This is a genomic window from Mesorhizobium sp. M2E.F.Ca.ET.209.01.1.1, from assembly GCF_004010375.2.
Taxonomy (GTDB): Bacteria; Pseudomonadota; Alphaproteobacteria; order Rhizobiales; family Rhizobiaceae; genus Mesorhizobium.
This window is the reverse complement of record NZ_SADP02000003.1, coordinates 540,043-551,397: the sequence shown is the minus strand read 5'-3', so window position 1 is coordinate 551,397 and position 11,355 is coordinate 540,043. Positions and strand designations below refer to the sequence as shown.

Sequence of the window (11,355 nt, the reverse complement as noted above, 5' to 3'; positions counted from 1 at the left end):
TGGGGAGTCGGCCGATGCAGAGGTTACATTAGCAAGGCCGCATGAATATCACGGTTGGTTACATTCCACCGGTTTCATGGAACTCGCCGGGCGAGGCCCCCAACAGCTGCCTCAAGCCCGACGAGCTGCCGGAGATCAACCCGGCAATGGCTGCCTTGCAAGGCCGGTGCCAGTATTGCCGTCCTGAAACGATACGCCTCCGCGGTCTTGGCTTTCGGGTGCGAGGCCGCGTGTTCGACATTGCCGCGCCGTAGGCGAAGAACAGCGCCATGATCATCGGAACGATGACGCCGGCGAAAATGAAAATGTAGCGAAGCTGCAGGCTCCTGTTGTATCCGCGGCAAGATCGCCCTTGTCTTGGGGACGTCACACCGTCAGGCTGAGGCAGTCGAAGCGATCTTCACCAGCCGCTTTCTGGCCTCCGCGACCCGCTGCTGTTCCGATCTTATGCGGTCGCACAGCACAAGATTGATCCCCACGCCGCATTCCTCGTCCAGCAGTTCTTTTGCGTGATTGAGCGAAATCTCCGCGCCGTGCTGCCTGGCCCTGGCCAGTTCCAAGTTCAGTACATCCACTGTATCGGCATCCCAAATTGCGGTCCCTTCGGCAGGGAAACAGCCGCGCATGGCTTTTTGTTCCGATTGCTGGAGACGCTGAAGTCGCGCTTCGAGCGCCACGCCGTTCTCGATGTCGCCGAACTGGTCAGGCGGTTCGGGCCGGACCAGCCCTGCCTTCATTGGGATCTGCTCAAGATCATCTATTGCAGCGAATGCCGCGGCGCCGGCCGCGATGATCGGAACCTGCAGTTCACCAGCCACGCGCTGACACCAAGAGCTGGACGCCTTGTCCGTGAGCGGCCCGACTCTTCAAGAGGCTGAGCGGAGCATCCTAGAATCTGATCATGCTGTGCCATTGCAGCAGATAAAGGATCACCAAGATCACCACTCCCACGGCAACCGAGATCGCGAAGCGACTCATGCCTTGCCCGCAACCATGGAGCGCCCTCACGGTGCGCTGCCGGTGTTAACAGCGGTGGCAATCGAAACAAACTCGGCATTGAGCGCGCCGCCCAGTGAGCTGGCCCCAAGCATGATTCCCAAGGCGATAAGCGCTGCAATCAAACCATACTCGATGGCCGTTGCTCCGGAATCGTCACGCAGAAAACTCGCTATCAATTGCATCTTTGCACAAGCCCCTGAACCGCCGATCAAGCAAGTATTAGGGCTTACTAATTTAGATAGGGTAAACGGACGTTCCCAGTTTTTATCCAGTTAGGAAGCCGGGGGCCGTAGCGGCCCGACAGTTCCGCGCTCTGTTGGGGTAGCGTTGGTTGAACCGCCGGGCCTAGCCGACTCGGGGTGGCGTGGCGGGAGTCGGCCGATGCAGAGGTTACATTAGCAAGGCCGCATGAATATCACGGTTGGTTACATTCCACCGGTTTCATGGAACTCGCCGGGCGAGGCCCCCAACAGCTGCCTCAAGCCCGACGAGCTGCCGGAGATCAACCCGGCAATGGCTGCCTTGCAAGGCCGGTGCCAGTATTGCCGTCCTGAAACGATACGCCTCCGCGGTCTTGGCTTTGGGTGCGGGGCCGCGTGTTCGACATCGCCGCGCCGTAGGCGAAGAACAGCGCCATGATCATCGGAACGATGACGCCGGCGAAAATGAAAATGTAGCGAAGCTGCAGGCTCCTGTCGTATTCTTCGCCGCGCGCCGTGCTGCCGAAGTTGCCATAATGCGCTGCCGCCGAGCATGAGAAAATCGGCGACCGGGCCGAAGAGATGTCTACCGGGCGGTGTTGCCGCTTAGGGGGCCCGCGGTAGATGCCGAAAGGTGCCGTCCTGGTCGGAGGCCCGAGTTTAACCATGACCCTGTCCAAGGACAAGGCAACGCGGCAGGATCACCTTTGCCTCGGGGAAGTCACACCGTCAGGTTGAGGCCGTCGAAGCGATCTTCACCAGCCGCTTTCTGGCCTCCGCGACTCGCTGCTGTTCCGACCTTATGCGGTCGCACAGCACAAGATTGATCCCGACGCCGCATTCCTCGTCCAGCAGTTCTTTTGCGTGATTGAGCGAAATCTCCGCGCGCTTGACGCGCTGCCTGGCCCTGGCCAGTTCCAAGTTCAATACGTCCACTGTATCCGCATCCCAAGATTGCGGTCCCTTCAAGAACTAAACAGGCGCGGATAGCTTTTGTTCCGGTTGGCAGGACATCAAAGCCGGCCGGCCCGCAAAGCGCGACTATTTCCCCGGCCCGTCGTTCCTGGAGCCGATTTCAGCGGAACCAAAGCCGGTGGACCCGTTGGTGCTGGCCTAACCTACCCAATTACCGATCGTTTCGTCGTCAATGTTGACTATCGGTATTCCGGCTATGGCAGCACCACCTCAGTCCAGCTAATGCTATAGGGGACACTAAGGACACTGAAACATTCTCCAAGAGAATCGTAAGCTTGGTGTCTACGCGCGAGGCTTTTGCCTATGCCCTCGCATCAGGGAGGGCGGGCTGATGCTGATGGCGTCAAAGCCCAAGCGTCCAGTCGGCCCATGGCAGTCTGATCGGCCGATCCGGCTCGACCAATGCAGCCTCGACCAACTCGGCCGCCGCCTTCAAGATCAAATCAGCACCGTCGTCAATTTGGTCGAGGCGTTTGATTACCCGGTCATGCAAAAGCGAAAGGCGCGCGGCCCGGTGAAGAGCGGCTCGCCTTTCGCCATCCCGATCCAAAGGAGCAAAGTGCATAACAGCATCTACTCGAAACGCAGTGGTGCTGACGGCGACCGTCGCTCAGATCGATCGTGCCGACGAGATCGCCATATGGCTGTTAGTCACCTACGAATGGAGTATTTTATGCCAATCGGAGCGTTCATTCGCCTTAATTTTGCTGGCCAGGTAACCTCGTCATTATCGTCGAAGCTCTGCAAGACGGGTGGCCTCAACCAACTCCAGTAGTGCCTGCTGCACAGCGTCGGCCGAGGCGTCGGTCAACTGCATTTGGTGGTCGACCCGGAACTGCAGCGGCGCCAGCTTCGATGGGAACGAAAGGTCATCTGGCGAGACGAATAGAGCCCGGCGCCTCCAAGCCGATGGAAACGGCGGTTCACAAACCATGCATCCTTACGATCAACGGTACATCTGATCGTACTTGTATTCCCTTTCAAGCTCCTTCGGAGCATTCGTTCGTTGGTGCTCTCGCCGCAAGGCAACCGCGCTTAAAACCTGGGCGCAGTAATCACAGAATTGTTAGCCAAGCGACGAGACATCCCCCGCCCGTTTCGTAGGCGAATAATATCTAATTGGTTTTAATGGGTAATTTGGTGAGCGCGATGGGATTCGAACCCATGACCTACTGATTAAAAGTCAGTTGCTCTACCGGCTGAGCTACGCGCTCCCGCGGGCTCGAAACGCCGCCCTCGAAATTGCGCGGAACATAGGGAGAGTGCCGCGGCCGGTCAACCGTAAAAAGATGGCTTTCCCGCCGCAGATTTTCGGGGTTTCCGGCGCCCCTTTCGGCAGTCGGGGCACTTGTTTCAAGCAAGCCTCAGCCGGTCGCCTATGACCACCCGCATATTTCAGAAATCCATTGAATAACAATAGTTTGAGATTCAAACGGGAACCGTCGCGGCGATTTTCCGTTTTTCGGGCACAGGGACGCCAACCATCGTTTCAAGGAGAAGACCCATGAGAAAAATCGTATCGGGTTTGCTTGCCGCCACCTTGTCGGTTTCGTTCGCCGCCGCTGCGGCGGTGCCCGCCAATGCCGCGCAGGTGTTCGTCCCGCAGGCTTCGCCTGCGTCGCCCGATGTCCAGAACGTCGCCGAACGCGACTGGCGCTGGAGACACAACGGCAATTGGCGCGGCGGGCAGCGCTTCTCGCGCAACGACGGCATGTATTGGAACGGCCATCGCGGCTATCGCGAATACCGGCACGGCTATCGCCGCCATGGCGACTATTGGTTCCCGCTTGCCGCTTTCGCCACCGGCGCGTTGATCACCGGCGCCATCGTCAACAGCGAGAACAACCGCGTCTACCGCGGCGATGCGCATGTGCAGTGGTGCTACGACCGCTACCGTTCGTATCGCGCCTCGGACAATACCTTCCAGCCCAACAACGGCCCGCGTCGGCAGTGCGTGTCGCCCTACTGACGGCCTCCAGTCAGTACCAAAGCAATTCCAGGAAAAGTGCGTAGCGGTTTTCCGTCCGGAGTTGCGGAACGCACATATTTTGGCCGTTGACCGAGCCCGTGCCTCGAGAGGCCCGGGCTCTCTCGCCATGCCTCGCGGCGAAGGACCGTGTCAGTTCGCCCATCGTATGCTCTTGAAGACCAGGTAGAGAGCGCCGCCCTCCCCCCGCGAGGAGCGATAAGCTCCAAGCGCGTTGCAAACCCGAACCATCGCTGCCGTCAGCTCCCAGCCGAGCGCATCCAGATCGCCGCTCGTATCGTCCACATAGGCCTGGGCCAGGTCGTCCACGCCCTTTTTCTCCCCGAACGCCCGTATCAGCTTCGCATCGCCGACAAGGTCGCCCGGTAAGTTCGAATTGGCCCAAGCCCAGAGCCAATTGCCCGCCTTGGCGCTGGTAGAGCCCGCAATCTGGATTTCCGAGATAACCTTGGCGCCTGCTTTGTCAGAGAAAATCAGCTTTCCGGCCGCCAGGTCGTAGTTGTAACGGGTCCAGTGGCCGAGGCGGAAATCCTGCTCCAGGCGTGCGTTCTTGGCGGCAAGCTGTTCAAATGCCTCATCGCGCCAGGCAGGATACCACTCCGGTTGCATTCTCCCCCCGGTCCAGTGATCGTTACTGCGTACTCAGCGTCCTGCGCACCGCATCGCGCCATCCGGCCAGTTTCGCCCCGCGCGTGGCCGCATCCATCTCCGGCTTGAAGCGCCGTTCCAGCGCCCAGCTCCTGGCGAATTCCTTTGCCTTCGGCCAGACACCGGCCTTCGATCCCGCGAGCCACGCCGCGCCCAGCGCCGTCGTCTCCAGGATCGTCGGGCGGTCGACCGGCGCGTCGAGGAGGTCGGCCAGCCGCTGCATGGTCCAGTCGGACGCCACCATGCCGCCATCGACCCGAAGCACCGTCTTGGCCGAGGCGCCCTTCCAGTCCTTGCGCATGGCGTCGAGCAGGTCGCGCGTCTGGAATGCGACCGACTCGAGTGCCGCGCGCGCGAACTCGGCCGGGCCTGAATTGCGCGTCAGCCCGAAGATCGCGCCGCGCGCCTCCGCGTCCCAATGCGGCGCGCCAAGGCCGACAAAGGCCGGCACCAGATAGACGGCTTGCGCTGGATCGGCAGTCGCCGCGAGCGCACCGCTTTGCTCAGCCTTGCCGATCACCTTGATGCCGTCGCGCAGCCACTGCACGGCGGCGCCCGCGATGAAGATCGAGCCTTCCAGCGCATAGGTGGTCTTGCCGTTCAGCCGGTAGGCGATCGTGGTCAGAAGCCGGTTCCTCGAGCGCACAAGGTCCGCGCCGGTGTTGAGCAGCGCAAAGCAGCCGGTGCCGTAAGTCGACTTCATCATGCCGGGCTCGAAACAGGCCTGGCCGATGGTCGCCGCGTGCTGGTCGCCGGCAACGCCGAGGATGCGCATCTCGGCGCCGAACAGGCTCTTTTCGGTGACGCCGAAGTCGCCGGCGCAGTCCTTAACCTGAGGCAGGATCGCGGCCGGTATGTTCAGGATCGAGAGCAGCTCTTCGTCCCAGACATTCTTCTCGATGTTGTAGACCAGCGTGCGGGAGGCATTGGTGGCGTCGGTCGCGTGCACCTGGCCGCCGGTCAGCCGCCAGATCAGGAAACTGTCGATCGTGCCGGCGAGCAGTTCGCCCTTCTCGGCGCGCTTCCTGGCTCCTTTCACCTTGTCCAGCATCCACGCGATCTTGGTTCCGGAGAAATAGGGATCGAGCAGCAGCCCGGTCTTCTTGGTGAATTTTTTCTCGAGCCCCTGCTTCTTCAGCTTCTGGCAGAGCGACGCCGTGCGCCTGTCCTGCCATACGATGGCATTGTGGATCGGCTGGCCGGTCGCTTTGTCCCAGATGACCACAGTCTCACGCTGGTTGGTGATGCCGATAGCGGCCACATCCGAAGCGGTACGGCCGGCGGACTTAAGCGCCGACTTCACCGTGGCGAGAACGCTTGCCCAGATATCTTCCGGGTCGTGTTCGACCCAGCCGGACGCCGGATAACTCTGCGCGAATTCCTGCTGGCCGGTACCCGCGACCTTCATCTTGTCGTCGAACAGGATCGCCCGGGTCGAGGTCGTTCCCTGGTCGATCGCCAGCACAAAACCGCTCATTCCGTTCCCTCCACTACTCATGCAACAGGGGAGACGGCCAAGCCGCCTCCCCTGCATTCCCTACGCGGGCGAACGCGCCCACGTCATGCAGCTACTTCTGCCAGCTCTTCACCAGCTCGTCGTAGTTGATGGTAATCGGCTTTTCCTTCTCGTTCTCGATCTTCAGCTGAGGCGCGAGATTGCCCTTCTTGACCGCGTCGGCGTTCCAGTAGGCGAGGTCATGCTCTTCGGCCATCTTCGGGCCGATGTCGCCCTGGACGCCCGACTTCTCGATGCGGCTCATGACCTTTTCCTGCTCGGCGCAGAGCGAATCCATCGCTTCCTGCGCGGTCTTGGCGCCCGACGATGCATCGCCGATCGCCTGCCACCAGAGCTGCGCCAGCTTCGGATAGTCAGGCACGTTGGTGCCGGTCGGCGACCACTGGACGCGGGCCGGCGAACGGTAGAACTCGATCAGGCCGCCAAGCTTAGGAGCGCGCTCCGTGAAGCTCTTGTCGTGGATCGTGCTCTCGCGGATGAAGGTCAGGCCGACATGGCTCTTCTTCACGTCGACGGTCTTCGAGGTGACGAACTGCGCATAAAGCCAGGCGGCCTTGGCGCGGTCGGTCGGTGTCGACTTCATCAGCGTCCAGGAACCCACGTCCTGGTAACCGAGCTTCATGCCATCCTTCCAGTAGACGCCATGCGGCGACGGCGCCATGCGCCATTTCGGCGTGCCGTCGTCGTTCATCACCGCCTTGGCCCCGGCGTCGACCATCGAAGCGGTGAAGGCCGTGTACCAGAAGATCTGCTGGGCAACCGCGCCCTGGGCCGGAACCGGGCCGGATTCGGAGAAGGTCATGCCTTGCGCTTCGGCCGGGGCGTAAGCCTTCAGCCAGTCGAGATATTTCTGGATCGAGTAGACCGCCGCCGGTCCATTGGTGTCGCCGCCACGCGCGGTGCAGGAGCCGACCGGGCGCGAATTCTCGTCGACCTTGATGCCCCATTCGTCGACCGGCAGGCCGTTCGGAATGCCCTTGTCGCCGTTGCCGGCCATAGAGAGCCAGGCATCGGTGAACCGCCAGCCGAGCGACGGGTCCTTCTTGCCGTAGTCCATGTGGCCATAGACCTTCTTGCCGTCGATCTCGCGGCCGGTGAAGAAGGCGGCGATGTCCTCATAGGCCGACCAATTGACCGGCACGCCTAGATCGTAGCCGTACTTGGCCTTGAAGTCCGCCTTGTTCTTCTCGTCGTTGAACCAGTCGTAGCGGAACCAGTAGAGGTTCGCGAACTGCTGGTCGGGAAGCTGATAGAGCTTCTTGTCCGGGGCCGTCGTGAATGACGTGCCGATGAAGTCCTTCAGGTCGAGATTCGGGTTGGTGACGTCCTTGCCGTCGCCCGCCATCCAGTCGGTCAGGTTGCGCACCTGCTGGTAGCGCCAGTGCGTGCCGATGAGGTCGGAGTCGTTGACCCAGCCGTCATAGAGGTTCTGTCCTGTCTGCATCTGGGTCTGGATCTTCTCGACGACGTCGCCTTCCTGGATCGTGTCGTGAGTGACCTTGATGCCGGTGATGGCCGAGAAAGCGGGCGCCAGCACCTGTGACTCATAGGAATGGGTGGCGATGGTTTCCGACACCACCTTGATGTCCATGCCGGCGAACGGCTTGGCGGCGTCGATGAACCACTGCATTTCCTTTTCCTGATCGGCGCGCGAAAGCGTCGACAGGGGGCCTATCTCCTTGTCGAGAAAGGCCTTTGCCTCGTCCATCCCGGCGTAGGCGTGGCCCGCTCCAAGCAATAGGACAAGGGCGGTCGTCGATGTAAGAAATTGCCGTCGCATGTGTCTCCTCCAGTCTTAGGTTTTGAAGTGTGATCCGAAGTGGCCGCCAGCACGCGGCCGCTCCGACTGTTTCCCCCTCTATACGTATCGGAACACGCCAATGGCGTAGACCACGGAGAGAGCGAGAGCCCACCACAGGTTGGGCCCAACCAGACCCAGCCAAGCGAGATGGATGAAGGCGCTGCCGAGCAGCGAAAGGAAGAGGCGATCGCCGCGCGTCGTCTCGAAGCGCAGCACACCGACGCGCGGATTGCCGCCCGGCGAGACGTATTCCCAGGCCGCCATGCCGCACAGCAGCAGCAGGATGGTTCCGAAGAAGGCCGCTGTCGGCCAGGTCCACGCCATCCAGGAGAAGTCGAGATTCATGGTCACACCCTCCCCAGGGCGAAGCCCTTGGCGATGTAGTTGCGGACGAACCAGATAACGACCGCGCCGGGGATCAGCGTCAGCACGCCGGCCGCGGCGAGCAAACCCCAGTCCATGCCGGCGGCCGAGACGGTGCGGGTCATGGTTGCGGCGATCGGCTTCGCGTCAGTCGTGGTCAGCGTGCGCGCGATCAGGAGCTCCACCCACGAGAACATGAAGCAGAAGAAACAGGCGACGCCGATGCCGCTCGCGATCAGCGGCATGAAGATCTTCACGAAGAAGCGCGGGAAGGAGTAGCCGTCGATATAGGCGGTCTCGTCGATCTCCTTCGGCACGCCGGACATGAAGCCCTCGAGGATCCACACCGCCAGCGGCACGTTGAACAGGCAGTGGGCGAGCGCCACGGCGATATAAGTGTCGATGAGCCCGAAGGCCGAATAGAGCTGGAAGAACGGCAGCGCGAACACCGCCGGCGGCGCCATGCGGTTGGTCAGCAGCCAGAAGAACAGATGCTTGTCGCCGAGGAAGCGGTAGCGCGAGAAGGCATAGGCCGCCGGCAGCGCCACCGCCACCGAGATCACCATGTTCATCACCACATAGGTGATCGAGTTGATGTAGCCCGAATACCAGGATGCGTCGGTGAAGATGGTGCGGTAATTCGCGAGCGTCGGATTGTGCGGGAACAGCGTCAGCGACGACACGATCTCGGCATTAGTCTTGAAGCTCATATTGATGAGCCAGTAGATCGGCAGGAGCAGCACGACGATGTAGAGCGTCGGTACGATCCACCACCAGCGCGATTCCTCGCCGCGGCGGCGCATCAGCTTCGCCACCTCGTCCTGCGACAACGTGCTGCCCACTTCGGTGACCGCCGTTTCGCTTACGCGCGTCGTCTCGTTGGCGCCCGTCATCTCAGCGCTCCGCGTCGTAGTTGGTCATCACGGTGTAGAACACCCATGACAACAACAGGATGATCAGGAAGTAGACCAGCGACATGGCTGCCGCCGGACCGAGGTCGAACTGGCCGAGCGCCGTCTTGACGAGATCGATCGACAGGAAGGTCGTCGAATTGCCGGGGCCGCCGCCGGTGACGACGAAGGGCTCGGTGTAAATCATGAACGAGTCCATGAAGCGCAACAGCACGGCAATCAGCAGCACGCGCTGCATCTTCGGCAGCTGGATGTAGCGGAACACCGCCCAGCGCGAGGCGCCGTCGATCTTGGCCGCCTGATAGAAGGCATCCGGAATGGAGACCAGGCCGGCATAGCAGAGCAGAACGACCAGGCTGGTCCAGTGCCAGACATCCATGACGATGACGGTGACCCAGGCGTCGAACGGGTCCTGGACATAGTTGTAGTCGATGCCGAGCGCGTTGACGTAGTAGCCGAGCAGGCCGATGTCATTGCGGCCGAACACCTGCCAGATCGTGCCGACGACGTTCCACGGCACCAGCAGCGGCAGCGCCATCAGCACCAGGCAGACCGGCACGCCCCAGCCCTTCTTAGGCATGTTGAGCGCGATGAAGATGCCGAGCGGCACCTCGATCGCCAGGATAATGAAGGAGAAGATCAGGTTGCGCACCATCGCTTCCCAGAAGCGGTCTGAGTGCAGCAACTCCTCGAACCACTCGGTGCCGGCCCAGAAGAAGACGTTGTTGCCGAACGTGTCCTGCACCGAATAATTGACGACGGTCATCAGCGGGATCACGGCCGAGAAGGCCACCAGCACCAGCACCGGCAGGACAAGGAACCAGGCCTTGTTATTCCAGGTCTTGTCCATCTAAGCCCCCATCTCGACGCGCGCCATCTCAACCAGCCAGGAATCGGCATAGATGTTGATGCCGGCCGGATCGAAGCGGATCTTTGGGTCGGCAGGCACCTCGTCGTCCTCGCCGATCACAGCGGCGATCTCCCTGCCTTCCAGGTTGGCGCGCACGACCTTGTGGCGGCCGACGTCCTCGACCTTGGAGACCTGCACCGCCATGCCTTCGCGGCCGAGCCGCACATATTCGGGACGGATGCCGAGCTCGACGGCCCCGGCTTCCGCCTTCCCGGTAGCAGTCTGGGGCACGCCTGGAAGTTCGATGCGCTGCGCGCCGAGCTTCGCCGCCCTGCCCTCCAGCGCGACCGGCAGCACGTTCATGCCCGGCGAGCCGATGAAATAGCCGACGAAAGTGTGGCGCGGCCGCTCGAAGAGTTCGGCCGGAGTGCCGATCTGCACGATCTCGCCGTCATACATGACCACGACGCGGTCGGCGAAAGTCAGCGCTTCGGTCTGGTCATGCGTGACATAGACCATGGTGTAGCCGAAGCGGCGATGCAGCTGCTTCAACTGCGAACGCAGCACCCACTTCATGTGCGGATCGATCACCGTCAGCGGCTCGTCGAACAGGATGGCGTTGACATCCGAGCGCACCAGGCCGCGGCCGAGCGAGATTTTCTGCTTCTGGTCGGCGGTGAGCCCGCGCGCCTTTCTCTTCGCCAGCGAAGCGAGATCGATCATGTCGAGCGTCTCACGCACCTTGCGGTCGACGTCCGCCTCCGGCACGCGGCGGTTGCGCAGCGGGAAGGCCAGATTGTCGTAGACTGTCATGGTGTCGTAGATCACCGGGAACTGGAACACCTGCGCGATGTTGCGCTCCTGCGTCGACAGATTGGTGATGTCCCGGCCGTTGAACAAAAGCTGGCCGTGCGAGGGATGCAACAGGCCAGAAATGATGTTGAGCAAGGTGGTCTTGCCGCAGCCCGACGGCCCGAGCAGCGCATAGGCGCCGCCATCCTCGAAGGTGTGATGCACCTCCTTCAGCGCGAAATCCGAATCCTTACGTGGATTGGGCAGGTAGGAGTGGCGGATATGGTTGACGTCGATGCGCGCCATCTGATCC

Annotated in this window: 14 protein-coding genes and 1 tRNA gene; 3 read left to right on the top strand and 12 right to left on the bottom strand. The window is 61.5% G+C overall.

Features of this window, described 5'->3' with window-relative positions; translation table 11 throughout:
* The first annotated feature begins 41 nt into the window (after positions 1 to 41).
* Positions 42 to 254: a hypothetical protein gene (locus EN852_RS08835; protein ID WP_127863882.1), complete on the top strand. Its 213-nt coding sequence runs from the start codon at positions 42 to 44 to the stop codon at positions 252 to 254.
* Positions 255 to 374: 120 nt separating this feature from the next.
* Here the strand turns inward: EN852_RS08835 and EN852_RS42220 are convergent, their stop codons facing one another.
* The 4 genes from EN852_RS42220 to EN852_RS08815 form a co-directional block, all read right to left on the bottom strand.
* Positions 375 to 818, bottom strand: coding sequence for a hypothetical protein (locus EN852_RS42220; protein WP_246694216.1), 444 nt, complete (start codon positions 816 to 818; stop codon positions 375 to 377).
* A gap of 186 nt (positions 819 to 1,004) precedes the next feature.
* Positions 1,005 to 1,181 carry a Flp family type IVb pilin gene (locus EN852_RS08825; RefSeq protein ID WP_127873992.1) on the bottom strand — a complete coding sequence of 59 codons (177 nt, stop codon included), beginning with the start codon at positions 1,179 to 1,181 and terminating at the stop codon, positions 1,005 to 1,007.
* A gap of 320 nt (positions 1,182 to 1,501) precedes the next feature.
* Complete coding sequence (locus tag EN852_RS08820; protein ID WP_135879537.1) at positions 1,502 to 1,879, bottom strand: hypothetical protein; 378 nt, start codon at positions 1,877 to 1,879, stop codon at positions 1,502 to 1,504.
* Positions 1,880 to 1,928: 49 nt separating this feature from the next.
* The gene (locus EN852_RS08815) at positions 1,929 to 2,135 is read right to left on the bottom strand and encodes a hypothetical protein (RefSeq protein WP_127873994.1); all 207 of its coding nucleotides are present in this window, start codon (positions 2,133 to 2,135) and stop codon (positions 1,929 to 1,931) included.
* 370 nt (positions 2,136 to 2,505) lie between these two features.
* Here EN852_RS08815 and EN852_RS08810 point away from each other — a divergent pair, with 370 nt between their 5' ends.
* Complete coding sequence (locus tag EN852_RS08810; protein ID WP_127873995.1) at positions 2,506 to 2,949, top strand: hypothetical protein; 444 nt, start codon at positions 2,506 to 2,508, stop codon at positions 2,947 to 2,949.
* 363 nt (positions 2,950 to 3,312) lie between these two features.
* Here EN852_RS08810 and EN852_RS08805 read toward each other — a convergent pair.
* A tRNA-Lys gene (locus EN852_RS08805) sits at positions 3,313 to 3,388 on the bottom strand.
* 290 nt (positions 3,389 to 3,678) lie between these two features.
* Here EN852_RS08805 and EN852_RS08800 point away from each other — a divergent pair.
* The gene (locus EN852_RS08800; protein ID WP_127873996.1) at positions 3,679 to 4,143 is read left to right on the top strand and encodes a BA14K family protein; all 465 of its coding nucleotides are present in this window, start codon (positions 3,679 to 3,681) and stop codon (positions 4,141 to 4,143) included.
* A gap of 150 nt (positions 4,144 to 4,293) precedes the next feature.
* On the opposite strand, the gene EN852_RS08795 is transcribed toward EN852_RS08800, so the two are convergent.
* The 7 genes from EN852_RS08795 to EN852_RS08765 form a co-directional block, all read right to left on the bottom strand.
* Positions 4,294 to 4,770, bottom strand: coding sequence for a DUF6882 domain-containing protein (locus tag EN852_RS08795; RefSeq protein ID WP_127873997.1), 477 nt, complete (start codon positions 4,768 to 4,770; stop codon positions 4,294 to 4,296).
* A gap of 22 nt (positions 4,771 to 4,792) precedes the next feature.
* The gene (glpK, locus tag EN852_RS08790; RefSeq protein WP_127873998.1) at positions 4,793 to 6,286 is read right to left on the bottom strand and encodes a glycerol kinase GlpK; all 1,494 of its coding nucleotides are present in this window, start codon (positions 6,284 to 6,286) and stop codon (positions 4,793 to 4,795) included.
* Between the two features lie 91 nt (positions 6,287 to 6,377).
* On the bottom strand, positions 6,378 to 8,105 hold the full coding sequence (locus EN852_RS08785; RefSeq protein WP_127863874.1) for an ABC transporter substrate-binding protein: 1,728 nt from the start codon (positions 8,103 to 8,105) through the stop codon (positions 6,378 to 6,380).
* Positions 8,106 to 8,183: 78 nt separating this feature from the next.
* A complete protein-coding gene (locus EN852_RS08780) occupies positions 8,184 to 8,471 on the bottom strand; it encodes a DUF2160 domain-containing protein (protein WP_127863873.1) in 288 nt (95 codons plus the stop codon).
* A gap of 2 nt (positions 8,472 to 8,473) precedes the next feature.
* On the bottom strand, positions 8,474 to 9,382 hold the full coding sequence (locus tag EN852_RS08775) for a carbohydrate ABC transporter permease (RefSeq protein ID WP_127873999.1): 909 nt from the start codon (positions 9,380 to 9,382) through the stop codon (positions 8,474 to 8,476).
* A 1-nt stretch (position 9,383) separates the two neighbouring features.
* A complete protein-coding gene (locus tag EN852_RS08770; protein WP_041007042.1) occupies positions 9,384 to 10,250 on the bottom strand; it encodes a sugar ABC transporter permease in 867 nt (288 codons plus the stop codon).
* On the bottom strand, positions 10,251 to 11,348 hold the full coding sequence (locus EN852_RS08765) for an ABC transporter ATP-binding protein (protein WP_127874000.1): 1,098 nt from the start codon (positions 11,346 to 11,348) through the stop codon (positions 10,251 to 10,253).
* Between the last annotated feature and the right edge of the window lie 7 nt (positions 11,349 to 11,355).

What these genes read in the sequence shown, in the direction of transcription:
- EN852_RS08835 (WP_127863882.1), top strand. Translation starts at nt 42, where the DNA reads ATGAATATCACGGTTGGTTACATTCCACCGGTTTCATGGAACTCGCCG.
- EN852_RS08825 (WP_127873992.1), bottom strand. Translation starts at nt 1,181, where the DNA reads ATGCAATTGATAGCGAGTTTTCTGCGTGACGATTCCGGAGCAACGGCC.
- EN852_RS08810 (WP_127873995.1), top strand. Translation starts at nt 2,506, where the DNA reads ATGCTGATGGCGTCAAAGCCCAAGCGTCCAGTCGGCCCATGGCAGTCT.
- EN852_RS08800 (WP_127873996.1), top strand. Translation starts at nt 3,679, where the DNA reads ATGAGAAAAATCGTATCGGGTTTGCTTGCCGCCACCTTGTCGGTTTCG.
- EN852_RS08795 (WP_127873997.1), bottom strand. Translation starts at nt 4,770, where the DNA reads ATGCAACCGGAGTGGTATCCTGCCTGGCGCGATGAGGCATTTGAACAG.
- glpK (WP_127873998.1), bottom strand. Translation starts at nt 6,286, where the DNA reads ATGAGCGGTTTTGTGCTGGCGATCGACCAGGGAACGACCTCGACCCGG.
- EN852_RS08785 (WP_127863874.1), bottom strand. Translation starts at nt 8,105, where the DNA reads ATGCGACGGCAATTTCTTACATCGACGACCGCCCTTGTCCTATTGCTT.
- EN852_RS08780 (WP_127863873.1), bottom strand. Translation starts at nt 8,471, where the DNA reads ATGAATCTCGACTTCTCCTGGATGGCGTGGACCTGGCCGACAGCGGCC.
- EN852_RS08775 (WP_127873999.1), bottom strand. Translation starts at nt 9,382, where the DNA reads ATGACGGGCGCCAACGAGACGACGCGCGTAAGCGAAACGGCGGTCACC.
- EN852_RS08770 (WP_041007042.1), bottom strand. Translation starts at nt 10,250, where the DNA reads ATGGACAAGACCTGGAATAACAAGGCCTGGTTCCTTGTCCTGCCGGTG.
- EN852_RS08765 (WP_127874000.1), bottom strand. Translation starts at nt 11,348, where the DNA reads ATGGCGCGCATCGACGTCAACCATATCCGCCACTCCTACCTGCCCAAT.